The sequence below is a fragment of the Bacillus paranthracis genome (assembly GCF_024296885.1).
Lineage (GTDB): Bacteria > Bacillota > Bacilli > Bacillales > Bacillaceae_G > Bacillus_A > Bacillus_A paranthracis.
Map to the genome: position 1 here is coordinate 3,737,886 of NZ_CP101135.1, position 13,847 is coordinate 3,751,732.

The 13,847-nt window shown below is 34.9% G+C and carries 20 protein-coding genes; 6 read left to right on the forward strand and 14 right to left on the reverse strand.

Going from position 1 to position 13,847, the window contains the following annotated elements:
• Positions 1 to 72 precede the first annotated feature (72 nt).
• Together NLJ82_RS19150 and NLJ82_RS19155 are read right to left on the reverse strand one after the other, a co-directional pair.
• Positions 73 to 1,251, reverse strand: a complete 1,179-nt coding sequence (locus tag NLJ82_RS19150) for an FtsW/RodA/SpoVE family cell cycle protein (protein ID WP_000832766.1) — start codon at positions 1,249 to 1,251, stop codon at positions 73 to 75.
• Between the two features lie 125 nt (positions 1,252 to 1,376).
• Positions 1,377 to 1,664, reverse strand: a complete 288-nt coding sequence (locus tag NLJ82_RS19155) for an Fpa/YlaN family protein (protein WP_000135695.1) — start codon at positions 1,662 to 1,664, stop codon at positions 1,377 to 1,379.
• A gap of 150 nt (positions 1,665 to 1,814) precedes the next feature.
• Here NLJ82_RS19155 and NLJ82_RS19160 point away from each other — a divergent pair, with 150 nt between their 5' ends.
• The gene (locus NLJ82_RS19160; RefSeq protein WP_001289816.1) at positions 1,815 to 2,312 is read left to right on the forward strand and encodes a molybdopterin-binding protein; all 498 of its coding nucleotides are present in this window, start codon (positions 1,815 to 1,817) and stop codon (positions 2,310 to 2,312) included.
• 31 nt (positions 2,313 to 2,343) lie between these two features.
• Here the strand turns inward: NLJ82_RS19160 and NLJ82_RS19165 are convergent, their stop codons facing one another.
• Together NLJ82_RS19165 and NLJ82_RS19170 are read right to left on the reverse strand one after the other, a co-directional pair.
• Entirely contained in the window at positions 2,344 to 3,672 is a 1,329-nt protein-coding gene (locus tag NLJ82_RS19165) for a PhoH family protein (protein WP_000358084.1), read from the reverse strand.
• 246 nt (positions 3,673 to 3,918) lie between these two features.
• Complete coding sequence (locus tag NLJ82_RS19170) at positions 3,919 to 4,374, reverse strand: pyridoxamine 5'-phosphate oxidase family protein (protein WP_000024588.1); 456 nt, start codon at positions 4,372 to 4,374, stop codon at positions 3,919 to 3,921.
• Positions 4,375 to 4,519: 145 nt separating this feature from the next.
• Between NLJ82_RS19170 and NLJ82_RS19175 the strand changes: the two genes are divergently transcribed.
• Positions 4,520 to 4,720: a YlaI family protein gene (locus tag NLJ82_RS19175; protein ID WP_001995040.1), complete on the forward strand. Its 201-nt coding sequence runs from the start codon at positions 4,520 to 4,522 to the stop codon at positions 4,718 to 4,720.
• 36 nt (positions 4,721 to 4,756) lie between these two features.
• Here NLJ82_RS19175 and NLJ82_RS19180 read toward each other — a convergent pair whose 3' ends face one another.
• From NLJ82_RS19180 to typA, 3 genes are all read right to left on the reverse strand, one after another.
• A complete protein-coding gene (locus NLJ82_RS19180) occupies positions 4,757 to 5,032 on the reverse strand; it encodes a hypothetical protein (RefSeq protein ID WP_001258148.1) in 276 nt (91 codons plus the stop codon).
• Positions 5,033 to 5,043: 11 nt separating this feature from the next.
• Positions 5,044 to 5,346 (reverse strand): YlaH-like family protein, encoded by a 303-nt coding sequence (locus NLJ82_RS19185; RefSeq protein WP_000893666.1) that lies wholly within the window; start codon positions 5,344 to 5,346, stop codon positions 5,044 to 5,046.
• A 157-nt stretch (positions 5,347 to 5,503) separates the two neighbouring features.
• Positions 5,504 to 7,348, reverse strand: a complete 1,845-nt coding sequence (gene typA / locus NLJ82_RS19190; protein WP_000914763.1) for a translational GTPase TypA — start codon at positions 7,346 to 7,348, stop codon at positions 5,504 to 5,506.
• 140 nt (positions 7,349 to 7,488) lie between these two features.
• On the opposite strand from typA, the gene NLJ82_RS19195 reads away from it, so the two are divergent.
• Complete coding sequence (locus NLJ82_RS19195; RefSeq protein WP_000400127.1) at positions 7,489 to 7,668, forward strand: DUF5325 family protein; 180 nt, start codon at positions 7,489 to 7,491, stop codon at positions 7,666 to 7,668.
• 44 nt (positions 7,669 to 7,712) lie between these two features.
• Here NLJ82_RS19195 and NLJ82_RS19200 read toward each other — a convergent pair whose 3' ends face one another.
• Together NLJ82_RS19200 and NLJ82_RS19205 are read right to left on the reverse strand one after the other, a co-directional pair.
• Positions 7,713 to 8,504, reverse strand: coding sequence for an inositol monophosphatase family protein (locus NLJ82_RS19200; RefSeq protein ID WP_001158693.1), 792 nt, complete (start codon positions 8,502 to 8,504; stop codon positions 7,713 to 7,715).
• Positions 8,505 to 8,592: 88 nt separating this feature from the next.
• Positions 8,593 to 8,781 (reverse strand): YkzI domain-containing protein, encoded by a 189-nt coding sequence (locus NLJ82_RS19205; RefSeq protein WP_001250164.1) that lies wholly within the window; start codon positions 8,779 to 8,781, stop codon positions 8,593 to 8,595.
• Between the two features lie 206 nt (positions 8,782 to 8,987).
• Between NLJ82_RS19205 and NLJ82_RS19210 the strand changes: the two genes are divergently transcribed.
• Positions 8,988 to 9,614, forward strand: coding sequence for a YktB family protein (locus NLJ82_RS19210; protein WP_000175082.1), 627 nt, complete (start codon positions 8,988 to 8,990; stop codon positions 9,612 to 9,614).
• Between the two features lie 81 nt (positions 9,615 to 9,695).
• Here the strand turns inward: NLJ82_RS19210 and NLJ82_RS19215 are convergent, their stop codons facing one another.
• Complete coding sequence (locus NLJ82_RS19215; RefSeq protein ID WP_000456556.1) at positions 9,696 to 9,965, reverse strand: UPF0223 family protein; 270 nt, start codon at positions 9,963 to 9,965, stop codon at positions 9,696 to 9,698.
• Positions 9,966 to 10,331: 366 nt separating this feature from the next.
• Here NLJ82_RS19215 and speA point away from each other — a divergent pair, with 366 nt between their 5' ends.
• Together speA and NLJ82_RS19225 are read left to right on the forward strand one after the other, a co-directional pair.
• Positions 10,332 to 11,804: an arginine decarboxylase gene (gene speA, locus NLJ82_RS19220; protein WP_000084882.1), complete on the forward strand. Its 1,473-nt coding sequence runs from the start codon at positions 10,332 to 10,334 to the stop codon at positions 11,802 to 11,804.
• Between the two features lie 75 nt (positions 11,805 to 11,879).
• Positions 11,880 to 12,710 carry a protein-glutamine gamma-glutamyltransferase gene (locus NLJ82_RS19225; RefSeq protein WP_000635351.1) on the forward strand — a complete coding sequence of 277 codons (831 nt, stop codon included), beginning with the start codon at positions 11,880 to 11,882 and terminating at the stop codon, positions 12,708 to 12,710.
• 34 nt (positions 12,711 to 12,744) lie between these two features.
• Here NLJ82_RS19225 and NLJ82_RS19230 read toward each other — a convergent pair whose 3' ends face one another.
• The 4 genes from NLJ82_RS19230 to NLJ82_RS19245 form a co-directional block, all read right to left on the reverse strand.
• Positions 12,745 to 12,873, reverse strand: coding sequence for a GapA-binding peptide SR1P (locus NLJ82_RS19230; RefSeq protein WP_000536793.1), 129 nt, complete (start codon positions 12,871 to 12,873; stop codon positions 12,745 to 12,747).
• Positions 12,874 to 12,918: 45 nt separating this feature from the next.
• Positions 12,919 to 13,047, reverse strand: coding sequence for a GapA-binding peptide SR1P (locus NLJ82_RS19235; RefSeq protein WP_000536805.1), 129 nt, complete (start codon positions 13,045 to 13,047; stop codon positions 12,919 to 12,921).
• Positions 13,048 to 13,106: 59 nt separating this feature from the next.
• Entirely contained in the window at positions 13,107 to 13,235 is a 129-nt protein-coding gene (locus NLJ82_RS19240) for a GapA-binding peptide SR1P (RefSeq protein ID WP_000536779.1), read from the reverse strand.
• Positions 13,236 to 13,430: 195 nt separating this feature from the next.
• Positions 13,431 to 13,727, reverse strand: a complete 297-nt coding sequence (locus NLJ82_RS19245) for a DUF3055 domain-containing protein (RefSeq protein ID WP_001993838.1) — start codon at positions 13,725 to 13,727, stop codon at positions 13,431 to 13,433.
• Positions 13,728 to 13,847 lie beyond the last annotated feature (120 nt).

Consider the following 13,847-nt stretch of genomic DNA (forward strand, 5'->3'; position numbering starts at 1 on the left):
GATAAATTAATACATCATATTTAAAACTACTTAAAAATAAAAAACACATCATGCTCTAAAGCACAATGTGTTTTATTTTACAACTACAAGATGTGGTCCACCTTGTTCTCTTTCTTTAACTCTCTCGTTCTGTTGTTTCTCTTGTCGTTTTACATGACTAGCAATATTGAGTAATATCCCCATCGCGAGTAGATTAGCTAATAAGGAACTCCCGCCATAACTAACAAACGGTAAAGGAACTCCTGTAAGTGGTATTAATCCAGACATACCACCAACATTAACAAATGTTTGGACTCCAAACAAACTTGCAATTCCGATAGCTATTAAACTTCCAAATGGATCTTTACACTTTTGTGCAACTCTAAAGGCCCGAATAATTATAAGTAATAAACAGATTAAAATAATAGCCACCCCTATAAAACCAAGTTCTTCAGATATAATTGCCATTATAAAATCCGTTTGTGGTTCTGGTAAGTAACCATACTTTTGTACACTATTTCCTAATCCTCTACCATTTAGCCCTCCCGAAGCAATTCCAATAAACGAATTTATTAATTGAAATCCATCCTTTTGCGGATCGCTAAATGGATCAAGAAAAACAGAAAACCGTGCTTTTTGGTACTGACTTAATTTATAACTCCCAAGAAAATACAACGCCGGAGCCCATACTATAGATGTTAACAAGAATCTCTTTATCCATAAATTTACATTAACTCCTGAACAAAGAAACATAATTCCTACTGTTCCCGCAATTAACATATCGGTACCTAAGTCATTTTGCTTTAAAATTAAAAACATGATTAAACCAACACCTAAAAGTACTGGTCCTGATCCTTTAAAAACAGACGTATTCGTTTCTTGCCTTTTCGCAAAGAAATGGGCCAATACGAGAATAACTGTTATCTTAACAAATTCCGCAGGCTGTATTCCAAATATCCATCCATTTGCACCATTTACCGCTTTAGCAAAGAAGGCAGCTGCTGCTAATAATGCTACACTAATTCCATAACTCCCCAATAAAAAGATTCGTTTTCTCCACACTTTATATGGGATAATAACAAGAATTATTAATACTATTGTCCCAGCAGCTAAAGTAATTAATTGTCTTTTAAAAAAGAAATTTGCTGGTTTATCAAACCTCGAAATCGCAACAATGGAACTAGAACTATATACCATTATAACTCCCAGCACACATAAGATAACAAGAGGAAGTAATAATGAATAATCCATTGATTTCCATACTCTTTTCATTTCATTTCCTCTCTCTGTTTCAATTTAATTATTGTTGTATTCCATATGTACATTGATTCTTCCTGCTTTATTATACAAATAAAAAGCTCAAACTTTTTCAGTTTGAGCCCCCTTATTTGAACCCGTTATTGTTGTTTGTTTGTAAATGCTTCATGAAGTGCAGATAACTCACGTTCAAGCTCTCCTAACATTGCTTTCCCTTGTTCTTCTGCAATAAGACCAAGGCGAACTGCAAAATCGACTTCGCGGGATAGTCCAAACATTTGTGTGTCTAACACTTCTTCATATAATGGACATTGCGGCATTGTAAGATGGTCCATTTGCACCTTAATAAGTCTTAAAATCTTCTCCGCATCCGCTTGTAGAAGGGCTAGTGCCTTTTCCTGATGATTTGATACTGTCTCAGACGCCAAATTGATTCCCTCCGTTTCCGTCCTACTCTCTCCTATCTATTAATATTAGCGATAGTTTTAATAAATTGCAATAGAAACATTTTTTGTGACAATAGTGTCTAATACTATTATACTGAAAAGTGGGAGTATAACACAAATGGGGGAACAACAATGAGCGAAATTTTATTTATTAATGGAAAAGTTCGTTTTCCAATCACTATCGATCCAACCGTTTGGATCTTTGATGATCGAAAAGTAGATTTGACAACTTACTTTGATGAAACGAGAGAAAACACTTCAGAACTAGAAGTTTATTTAAAAAACACTTCGGAACATTGGGATCGCGAAATCCGTGATGGTGCTGCTTTCCCGCCGATACAACAAAGTGTAAAGAAATTTAAAAAAGAACAGCTAATTACTGGAACGTTCGGTATACCATTTCAACCTTTTCTTGCTAATGCCGAAATTTCAGATGACGCTACGCAAGTCGAGATCGAAACAGTAGATGATACAATAACGCTTCCATTAGAAACTGTCAAACATGCTATTCTTGGTTTTTCAAAAGAAGGAAAACCATTAAAAGAAGATGGACCTGTTCATTTATATTACAATGATGGATCTAATAGACAAAATCCAATCCGTAACATCCGCAAATTTACAATTATTTAAAGAAAAGGAGTGAGCTTTTGCTCACTCCTTTTTATAGTAAATCTGCGGCTAGTTGAGCTAAATTAGATCGCTCCCCTTTAACAAACTTTACATGACCACTAATACGTTGCTCTTTAAACTTCTCTACAACGTATGTTAAACCGTTATTATATTCATCCAAATACGGATGATCAATTTGCTGAGGATCTCCCATTAATACGATTTTACTTTTTTCTCCTACCCTCGTTAGTATCGTTTTCACTTCATGCTTCGTTAAATTTTGTGCTTCGTCAATTATAATGAATTGATCTGGAATACTTCTCCCGCGTATATACGTAAGAGCTTCTACTTCTATCGAACCCATTCCAGCTAAAATAGCATCTAACTCTCCTGGTTTTTTCGTATTAAATAAATACTCTAGATTATCAAAAATCGGTTGCATCCACGGTCTTAACTTTTCTTCTTTTTCTCCCGGTAAATAACCGATATCTTTCCCAACTGGAACAATTGGCCGTGCAACGAGTAGTTTTTTATATAACCCTAAATCTTCCGTTTGCATGAGCCCCGAAGCTAAAGCTAGTAATGTCTTTCCTGTACCAGCTTTCCCTGTTAGCGTAACTAGTGGAATATCTTCACGAAGCAACAATTCTAATCCCATAATTTGCTGCACATTTCGTGGTCGTATTCCCCATACTTGTTCATTTGGAAAAATAAGTTTCTTTACCTTCTTACCTAAATGATCCACAATACCTAGTGCTGAACTAGATCCACCTAACGCATCTTTCATTACTACAAACTGATTTGGATAAAAAGGATGATTTGCAATTTCGGATAAAGGCAATTCGCCTTTTTCATAAAAATAATCCAATTGTTCTTTTGATATATATCCTTCTAAAAATCCTGAATATATATTTTCCACTTCAATAACCCGATCACTTAAATAATCTTCCGCCTTTAAACCTATTGCATCTGCTTTTACCCTTACGAGCACGTCTTTACTTACTAAAATAACAGACTTCCCGTCCTCTTTTTCTTGTTCTTCTAAAGATAGATTTTTTGCTACAGCTAAAATTCGATTATCATTTGTTTTTTCTACAAAAATATCTTGTAGTTGGACAAACGAACGATGATTTAATTCAATACGAAATGTACCGCCGTTTTCTAGCGGAATACTTTCATGCAGTTTTCCTATTTCACGAAATTTGTCTATTAACTTAGATACATAACGAGCGTTTCGTCCTACTTCATCCATATAACGTTTTTTCGAATCAACCTCTTCTAATACAACTGCTGGAATCACTACTTCATTGGTTTCAAATGAAAAAATAGATAAAGGATCCTGCAAAAGTACATTCGTATCTAACACATAAATTTTATCCAACCTGTTACCCCCTGACTCCACTTTTAAATTTGTAGAACAAGGGTTTCATCCATAAAATATGGACGAACCATTGTTATAATTATATGTACCGTATAAACGAGGTAGAATCGAAATTTATAGCCATTAAACCTTTTATTTATTTTTTATTCATTTCTATTCAATATATTACTTTTAATTATAATTATTAACATAAAATCACAATAAGTGATTACAAAAGTTAATAACTGACTTTCTTATTTATCACATTTATAATTCTTTCATTCCTGCTAACACTTGGTTATCGAGCTTTTTAGCTGCACGAAGATCATACGTTTTTTCATATGTTGGCTCAATTGCAAGTTTTGCACCATAAAACATAACATCACGTACTTCTTGTACATTTACTTCTATTACAGTTAATTTTAGAGGAATGCCTTCCATTCTATCAGTCAAAATTTCACCTGCACCACTTATGGAAAATACGGATTCATTCGCCATTATAGTCAATACCACTCCAGTACTATGTCTTATATTTTCCACAATACGTGAACGTTGATCTACTGCAAATCGAATACTAGTTTTACTCACTGCATACACCCAAGAAATAGCACTTACGTTAGGAACTTGTTTTTCAAAATCTGTTGTTGCTACCATAACAATACACTCTTTACGTAACGTTTGTACTAAATCATCTGTTAATGTGGGCTCTACTACATTCGCCATATTTCCACCTCCAAATATACTTCATATATCCTTATCATAACCTATTTTTCGAATTGCGAAAATATTATTTTTTCCCACTATTATTCAAAAACATTACACTTCCATGATATACTTATACTGATAGAATTCGTATTGAGGTGACGAAATGAGAGTCAAATGTATGATTTGTGATAAAAAAGATATGTTAGATGATGAAAATCCTATGGCAAAAAAGCTGCGTAATCGCCCTATTCATACATATATGTGCATGGAATGTTCGGAACGAATTGCTGAACGTACGATGGAACGTCATGCAAGTGGTAATTTCCGATTATATCGTGATAAAAAAGTCGAAGACGATTGGTAAAATATAAATAAGTCCTTTATCAATATGATAAAGGACTTATTTATATTTTTCAGGTTCGCGATTCATTTGATCCAAAAAACAATCAATAGCTTCTAATGGAAACCTTGCAGATTTTCTTTCTCCATTTATTTCATATGTAACTAAATACATTTCCTCGTTCTTCTTAACTTCCACATTTCTCAATTTATGTTCTTCATATATCATATTTTGAAATAACAAATACGTTTCTTTTGCAGCACTATCATCCGGACGTGCTTCGGCAACTGTTTTAATTGTTAACCAATTATATAACGCATCTTGTACGGAACGCATAAAACTCCCCCTCATCCTGCTTTTTGTTGTCTTGCTTGACGTAATCGCAACCTATAAATCCCAAGTACAATTGCTGCTACAACAAGCCCCTCTCCAACAGGTAAAAAAACTGCAAAGAAAGTTAACACTGTACACCCAATCGCTAACGATATATATATCACTATATTTTTTATTATAGATAGTTTTCTTGCAAAACCTAAATTATACACAAGTGCACTTAATATAATAATGACGCCATACAGTAACCACATCCCTAGCTCTGGATTTTCATCAACTTTACATAACTTCGCAAAAAACGACATTCTTTCTAACACCATTTATCCCCCTTCCTCATAAATCAAACCATTTTTCTTTATGTACTTAATACAAGAGTAACCTGTGAAAAAAATACTGTCCACAAAAAGAGTAAATATTCTAAAAAATAAACATAAAAAAACAGCTACCTTAATTAAAGGTAGCTGTTTTACTATTTTACGCTTCTACAGATTTCTTTTTCTTAGCAGCTCTTTCACGTTCGCTCTTATCAAGAATCTTTTTACGTAAACGAATTGATTCTGGAGTTACTTCACAGAACTCGTCATCGTTTAAGTACTCTAATGATTCTTCTAAAGTCATTAAGCGTGGTTTTTTCATTGTTGAAGTTTGATCTTTCGTCGCAGAACGAATGTTAGTTTGTTGTTTCATTTTCACAACGTTAACTGTTAAGTCATTCTCACGAGTGTGTTCTCCGACAATCATACCAGCATATACTTCTGTACCTGGTTCAACGAAGATTACACCACGATCTTCAACTTGCATAATACCGTATTGTGATGCTTTTCCTGTTTCAAGTGAAACTAGAACACCTTGACGACGTCCACCAACTTGTCCAGCGTGTACTGGTTGGTAGCAATCGAATGTATGGTTTAAAATACCGTAACCACGAGTTAATGTTAAGAATTCTGTTGTGTAACCAATTAAACCACGTGCTGGAACCATGAAAGTAAGGCGAACTTGACCGTTTCCGTTATTCACCATATCTAACATTTCACCTTTACGAGCACCCATAGATTCCATAATAGAACCAGTGTATTCTTCAGGTACATCGATTTGTACACGCTCTACAGGCTCACATCTTACGCCATCAACTTCTTTAATAATTACTTCTGGCTTAGATACTTGTAGTTCATAACCTTCACGACGCATGTTTTCAATTAAGATAGATAAATGTAGTTCCCCACGTCCAGATACGATCCATGCATCAGGAGACTCTGTATTATCTACACGTAAACTTACATCTGTTTCTAATTGTGAACGAAGACGCTCTTCAATTTTACGAGATGTAATATATTTACCTTCACGACCTGCAAATGGACTGTTATTTACAAGGAACGTCATTTGTAGTGTTGGCTCATCAATACGTAATAATGGTAACGCATCTTGATGTTCAACTGGACATACTGTTTCACCAACGTTAATGTCTTCCATACCAGAAACAGCTACTAAGTCTCCAGCTTTTGCTTCTTCAATTTCTTGACGTTTTAATCCCATGTAACCAAATAATTTTGTTACGCGGAATTGTTTTACGCTTCCGTCTACTTTCATTAAAGCAACTTGTTGTCCAACCTTCATTGTACCGCGGAATACGCGTCCAACTCCAATACGTCCAACATAGTCGTTGTAATCAAGAAGTGCTACTTGGAATTGAAGTGGCTCTTCGCTGTTATCAATTGGTGCAGGAATATGTTCAATAATTGTATCAAATAATGATTTCATATTCTCTTCTTGATTTGCTGGGTTTGAATCTAAGCTTGCTGTTCCGTTCATTGCTGATGCAAATACAACTGGGAACTCTAATTGATCTTCGTTTGCACCAAGTTCGATGAATAAGTCAATTACTTCATCAACTACTTCATCAGGGCGAGCGAAGTCACGGTCAATTTTATTTACTACTACGATTGGAGTTAAGTTTTGCTCAAGAGCTTTCTTTAAAACAAATCGTGTTTGTGGCATACAACCTTCATATGCATCAACAACAAGTAAAACACCATCAACCATTTTCATAATACGTTCTACTTCTCCACCGAAGTCAGCGTGACCTGGTGTATCTAAAATGTTAATTCTTTTATCTTCATAGTGAATCGCAGTATTTTTCGCTAAAATTGTAATACCGCGCTCTCTTTCTAGATCATTTGAATCCATTGCGCGCTCTTCAACGTGTTCGTTCGCACGGAAAGTCCCCGCTTGACGTAATAACTGGTCAACAAGTGTTGTTTTACCATGGTCAACGTGGGCAATAATTGCTATATTACGTAAATCTTGTCGTTTTTTCAACATGTCCAACTCCTAATGTCTTTTTAATCCTTCTCTATTATAAGAGCGAAGGGGATACAATAGCAATTAAAATAAAATCAAGAATGAAAATATAGTTGTATTCTTACTTTTGTGAAAGTAAAATGAGATTGGAGGGTGAAGAAATGGAACACATTCAATATCGCTTTTTATTAACTGCAATTATCGGTGTTATTTTCTTAATTGGTATCGGCATTATGATTGCTGAAAATAGTCCAATCGGTATTATTATTTGCATTATCGGCACATTTGTTACAGTTGGATACGGTTTTGTAACAAAAAGAAAAATGCGTAAATCGCAATAACGTCAAAAAGTAAGAAGCCTGTATACAGCCTCTTACTTTTTTTGTTACTTGGATATAAACGATAACACTTCTTCATACACCCCTGGCTTCGCAACTAATACGCTACTCTTCTCTACGATAGAAAGTGGCGCTCCGGAGAATGTTGTTACCTTGCCTCCAACTTCCTCTACAATTATCTGTCCCCCGCCAAAGTCCCATGGCGATAACCTAGGCGTTACATATGCATCGATTCTTCCAGTTGCAACGTATACCATCTCTAATGCTGCACAGCCATATGATCTCGTGCCTCTTGCTTTCTTAACAAGTGCCATCATACTTTCCATATTAAGCAATGGATTGTCGGTAAGCCATATCGCATTTAAAGCTACAATACCTTGCTCTACAGTACCTTTTTCTAATAAAGGTATCGGTACTTCATTACAAAATGCTCCAGCCCCTTTTAACGCATGATATAATTCATCATGAACTGGATCATAAATAAGTCCAATCTTTCCGATACCGTTCTCATAAATTCCAATTGAAATCGCAAAATTTCTTTTTTGGTGAACAAAGTTCATCGTGCCGTCAATTGGATCAATTAACCAAACAACCCCGTCAGAAGAAGTTACCTCGTCTCCATAGCCCTCTTCACCTAAAATATGATGATGTGGGAATGTTTCTTTAATTTTCCCAATTAAAAACTGTTCTATTTCTCGGTCCATATTTGTTACTAAATCAGCTGCATTTGATTTTGTTTCTATAATAAGTGCTTTTTTCATTGATGCCATTAAATGCTCTCCCGCATCCCGAATCCACTGTTTGGCGTGTGCATCGATGTCTTTCCATACTTCTTGCATGTTTAAACACTCCGATCTATACTGTTCACAGAAAAAACGAACCCTTTATAAGGTTCGCACCAACTAATTTTTTATACATATACTATTATTACGCTTCTAAACGAATCATTTCAAGTCTTAACACTTCTAACTTTTGTACACACTCTTCTTTTTTCTGTTTATCATCTTCCATCATCGCATCATATAAAGTTGCTAATTCATAATCTAGCTCCAAACGTAGCACCGGTATTCTCTTTTCAGCATCTGTTCTCTTTAACGCATTAATCACCTGTCTCATATTATTTGCCTCCTCCCAATATTCGTCTGCCCTCGGACTAGAATTAATTCAATTTTCTGATTTTTTGTTTTATACTATACTATGTTGGATAAATCATCTATGCAACAAAATTATATTTTTTTATTTAAATTTTTTTGTGCTGTTTTTTTTATGAATAGTACAAGCTATGCTAAAATAAAAGCAAAATAGGAGTTGGAGGAACAATCATGACACTACAAACATTCAAATCAACTGATTTTGAGGTCTTTACAGTTGATGGTCTCGAAGAACGAATGAGTGCAATTAAAACGAACATTCATCCTAAGCTAGAAGCTTTAGGGGAACAGTTTGCAGCGTATTTATCCAAACAAACTGATGAGAACTTTTTTTATCATGTAGCAAAACACGCACGTCGCAAAGTCAATCCACCAAACGATACTTGGGTTGCTTTTTCAACAAATAAACGCGGATATAAAATGCTACCACATTTCCAAATTGGATTATGGGGTACTCATGCCTTCATATACTTTGGTTTAATCTATGAGTGTCCACAAAAAGTGGAGACGGCTCACGCCTTCTTAGAACATATAAATGATTTAAAAACAAATATTCCAAATGACTTCGTTTGGTCCATTGACCATACTAAACCAAGTGTAAAATTACATAAAACACTTGAAACAAATGATTTACAAAAGATGATTGAACGTCTAGCTACTGTAAAAAAAGCAGAATTATTAGTTGGTATTCATATATCACCAGAGGAGTTTTCAGCAATGACCAACGAACAATTCCTTGCTAAGATTGAATCTACGATGCAATCACTCCTTCCTTTATATGCACTTTGTAATCGATAGTAGAAAACGGACAATTTATATTGTCCGTTTTTAGTTGTTATCACATTATATCACTTCAGTTTTTATTTTTCAAAATATTTTTTACATTTTCACAAGCTTTTCTTCTTCAATTTCTTTAGCCTTCTGAATCGCACGGTATATAGAATATCCACTTACTTCTTGAAACTCTTTATCAATTTTCTTTTCTTCTGCTTTCGATGGAACAATCTCTTTAAAACGACGATATAAACCCATTAATTCTTCTCTTACAATTCCTTTTTCATATGCTTTCTCAATCGCTTCATAAAACTTCACAATTGTAACCATTTCCTCATTTGACCAATCATAATCTAACGGATATTGATATTCCATTTCGCACCTCATTTATCATTTCTTCTTATTTCAATACGCTATCTTAAAGTGATTTTTTCTACTTCACTATAGTCACTTTGCATTATACACTATTTATTCATTTTAATGGAATTGCCTTCCACTAGAAGTTAGTAGGCAGCTACTATTTAACATACTCACCGTAAAAATATTTTTTGCTATACATCTATAATTATTGGTGATATAATGCTTTTGTTTTATAGGAAATAAAGTGAAGCTCCCATCTCAAAAAAGCTTTTGTGAATGGCAGAAAAACAAGTCTCATTCTAAAAAAGAACGTAACTTTTTTAGAACAAGATTATATAAAACAAACTCTAATAAATATAAAAAAAAGAAGGGGTGTATAGATTGTCCCAATACGAAACACCATTGTTTACCGCTTTAGTTGAGCACAGTAAGCGAAATCCAATTCAATTCCATATTCCAGGTCATAAAAAAGGGCAAGGCATGGATCCTGAATTTCGCGAATTTATTGGGCATAATGCATTAGCAATTGATTTAATTAACATTGCGCCGCTCGATGATTTACATCATCCAAAAGGTATGATTAAAGAAGCACAAGATTTAGCAGCCGCTGCATTTGGTGCGGATCATACTTTCTTTTCTATTCAAGGTACAAGTGGCGCAATAATGACAATGGTGATGAGCGTTTGCGGTCCTGGTGACAAAATACTAGTGCCACGAAACGTGCATAAATCAGTAATGTCAGCTATTATTTTCTCAGGTGCAAAACCTATTTTCATGCATCCTGAAATCGATCCAAAACTTGGTATTTCACATGGAATCACAATCCAATCTGTCAAAAAAGCACTTGAAGAGCACTCAGATGCGAAAGGCTTACTTGTTATTAATCCAACATACTTTGGCTTTGCTGCGGACTTAGAACAGATTGTACAATTAGCACATTCTTACGATATCCCTGTACTCGTTGATGAGGCTCATGGTGTTCATATTCATTTTCACGATGAACTGCCGATGTCAGCGATGCAAGCCGGTGCAGATATGGCAGCAACGAGTGTTCACAAATTAGGTGGATCTTTAACGCAAAGTTCTATTCTTAATGTAAAAGAAGGCCTTGTGAACGTAAAACATGTTCAATCTATTATTAGCATGCTTACGACTACATCAACGTCTTACATCTTGTTAGCCTCCCTAGATGTTGCTAGAAAACGTCTTGCTACAGAAGGAAAGGCGCTCATAGAACAAACAATACAATTAGCGGAACAAGTTCGTAATGCTATAAATGATATTGAACATCTTTACTGTCCAGGGAAAGAAATGCTAGGTACGGATGCTACTTTTAACTATGATCCTACAAAGATAATTGTATCTGTAAAAGATTTAGGTATTACAGGCCATCAGGCTGAAGTATGGCTTAGAGAGCAATATAACATTGAAGTAGAACTCTCAGATTTATACAACATACTATGTCTTGTCACTTTTGGGGATACAGAAAGTGAAACGAATACACTTATTGCGGCATTACAAGATTTATCAGCAACATTTAAAAATAAAGCTGATAAAGGTGTTCAAGTGCAAGTAGAAATTCCAGAAATACCTGTGTTAGCACTTTCTCCTCGAGATGCTTTTTATTCGGAAACAGAAGTCATCCCATTTGAAAATGCAGCAGGTCGTATTATAGCTGATTTCGTTATGGTTTATCCGCCAGGGATTCCAATCTTTACTCCGGGGGAAATTATTACACAAGACAACTTAGAGTATATTCGTAAAAACTTAGAAGCAGGTTTACCTGTACAAGGTCCTGAAGATATGACATTACAAACATTACGCGTGATCAAAGAGTACAAGCCTATCAGTTGATAGGCTTTTTTTTCACCCTTTTTCCCTTTTCTCATACGATATTATGTAATGTAACGTATAGGTGGGGATACTACTATGATTGTAATAGGCCGTTCTATTGTACATCCTTATATCACAAATGAATATGAGCCATTTGCAAATGAGAAACAACAAATTTTATCTATAATGGCAGGAAATCAAGAAATCTATTCCTTCCGAACATCTGGTGAACTCAGCTTTGATCTAAATTTGCGTGTTAATATTATTACTTCTGCATTAGAACTTTTTCAAAGTGGTTTTCAGTTTCGCACATTTCAACAATCTTTTTGTAACCCTCAGTATTGGAAAAGAACGTCTCTTGGAGGATTCGAGCTCCTTCCAAACATACCCCCTTCCATTGCCATACAAGATATTTTCAAAAACGGAAAACTATATGGAACTGAATGTGCCACCGCTATGATCATTATTTTTTACAAAGCTTTACTAGCATTATATGAGGAAGAAACTTTCAACCGTCTCTTTGCAAACCTTTTACTTTATACGTGGGACTACGATCAAGATTTAAAGCTCATAACAAAGACAGGTGGCGATCTTGTCCCAGGTGATCTCGTTTACTTTAAAAATCCACAAGTGAATCCAGCTACAATCGAGTGGCAAGGAGAAAATACTATCTATCTAGGAAATTTCTTTTTTTATGGGCATGGCGTAGGTGTAAAAACAAAAGAAGAAATTATATACGCATTAAATGAGCGACGAGTCCCTTACGCTTTCATTTCCGCTTTCTTAACCGATACTATTACCCGTATTGATAGCCGTCTCATGAGCTACCACGCTTCTCCTAGCACACCACAGACATCCATAGGATTTATTCCGATTAGAGATGATGCAATTGTTGCAACAGTTGGCAACACAACTACAGTTTATTAAAAAAAGCACCTACATATGTAGGCGCTTTTTTTATTTAAGCTTTTGAATGTTCTTTATGGTCACAGTCGCAATGAGATCCACATTTCCCGTATAGTACTGTTGATTTTTCATCTTCAAAATGTCCGATTGTTCCTTCACATACTTGGCATACGATTGTTCCCATTTTTCATTTCCCCCTGAGTTTTAATAGTAATCTATTTATTTATCATTAAGCTTTCGCATTATCTCTACTAGCACAGTCACAATTTGTTCCGCATTTTCCGTAAAGCACTGTCGTTTTTTCATCTTCAAAATGTCCGATTGTTCCTTCACATACTTGGCATACGATTGTTCCCATTCTTCATTTCCCCCTAAGTTTATGGTCCTAAAAACTTTCAGCTGTCCATTTCCTATCAATTATTGGGCATTTGTATGCTCTGTGTGATCACATCCGCAAGATCCACATTTCCCGTAAAGTACTGTTACTTTCTCATCCTCGAAGTGTGCAATTGTACCTTCACAATCTTGACATACGATTGTTCCCATTTTTCATTTCCCCCTAAGTTTATAATCCCAAAAACTTTTTGTAACCGCTTAACTTTCTGTCTTTATTTTAATATGTTATACTTTTTACGTCAATAGGTTTTTAGTATAACACATTAAATATTTTAAATTTAAATTAGTATGCGATATTCAAACAAAAAAACAGCCATATTTATACGTACGACTGTTTTACATTATTTATTCTTCGTATTCCGCATGCAAAGATGTAGATGGAACTAGAAATGAGAAAAACTGAGATAACTCAGCTGCTTCCTCTTCTGAACCTAATTTGAAAACTTCCTGTAAATGTTGAACATTCTCTACATCATCTCGTCCAAGTAAAGTAGACCTTCCTGTTTGCATGCAAACAATAAGTGGCTTTCCAAAAAACATATTTGTATAAATAACACCAAAATCATAACGATTATCATGTGTCATAAACCCCAAAAATCGTACCTTCACACTTTCATGCTCATCATACAATTTTTCAAACATCGGTTTCCACCTTTCTACATCACCTTTCATTAGTATATTAAACAAAAAAAGGAATACTCCTTTTAATTGTCAAAAAATTCAGTAGGATGTAGAATGAGAGTATTCTACTAAGTTAGGGGG

Bases quoted from the DNA above. Each gene is read 5' to 3' on its own strand.
- NLJ82_RS19150 (WP_000832766.1), bottom strand. From the start codon at position 1,251: ATGAAAAGAGTATGGAAATCAATGGATTATTCATTATTACTTCCTCTT.
- NLJ82_RS19160 (WP_001289816.1), top strand. From the start codon at position 1,815: ATGAGCGAAATTTTATTTATTAATGGAAAAGTTCGTTTTCCAATCACT.
- NLJ82_RS19170 (WP_000024588.1), bottom strand. From the start codon at position 4,374: ATGGCGAATGTAGTAGAGCCCACATTAACAGATGATTTAGTACAAACG.
- NLJ82_RS19175 (WP_001995040.1), top strand. From the start codon at position 4,520: ATGAGAGTCAAATGTATGATTTGTGATAAAAAAGATATGTTAGATGAT.
- NLJ82_RS19180 (WP_001258148.1), bottom strand. From the start codon at position 5,032: ATGCGTTCCGTACAAGATGCGTTATATAATTGGTTAACAATTAAAACA.
- typA (WP_000914763.1), bottom strand. From the start codon at position 7,348: ATGTTGAAAAAACGACAAGATTTACGTAATATAGCAATTATTGCCCAC.
- NLJ82_RS19195 (WP_000400127.1), top strand. From the start codon at position 7,489: ATGGAACACATTCAATATCGCTTTTTATTAACTGCAATTATCGGTGTT.
- NLJ82_RS19200 (WP_001158693.1), bottom strand. From the start codon at position 8,504: ATGCAAGAAGTATGGAAAGACATCGATGCACACGCCAAACAGTGGATT.
- NLJ82_RS19205 (WP_001250164.1), bottom strand. From the start codon at position 8,781: ATGAGACAGGTGATTAATGCGTTAAAGAGAACAGATGCTGAAAAGAGA.
- NLJ82_RS19210 (WP_000175082.1), top strand. From the start codon at position 8,988: ATGACACTACAAACATTCAAATCAACTGATTTTGAGGTCTTTACAGTT.
- NLJ82_RS19215 (WP_000456556.1), bottom strand. From the start codon at position 9,965: ATGGAATATCAATATCCGTTAGATTATGATTGGTCAAATGAGGAAATG.
- NLJ82_RS19225 (WP_000635351.1), top strand. From the start codon at position 11,880: ATGATTGTAATAGGCCGTTCTATTGTACATCCTTATATCACAAATGAA.
- NLJ82_RS19230 (WP_000536793.1), bottom strand. From the start codon at position 12,873: ATGGGAACAATCGTATGCCAAGTATGTGAAGGAACAATCGGACATTTT.
- NLJ82_RS19235 (WP_000536805.1), bottom strand. From the start codon at position 13,047: ATGGGAACAATCGTATGCCAAGTATGTGAAGGAACAATCGGACATTTT.
- NLJ82_RS19240 (WP_000536779.1), bottom strand. From the start codon at position 13,235: ATGGGAACAATCGTATGTCAAGATTGTGAAGGTACAATTGCACACTTC.
- NLJ82_RS19245 (WP_001993838.1), bottom strand. From the start codon at position 13,727: ATGTTTGAAAAATTGTATGATGAGCATGAAAGTGTGAAGGTACGATTT.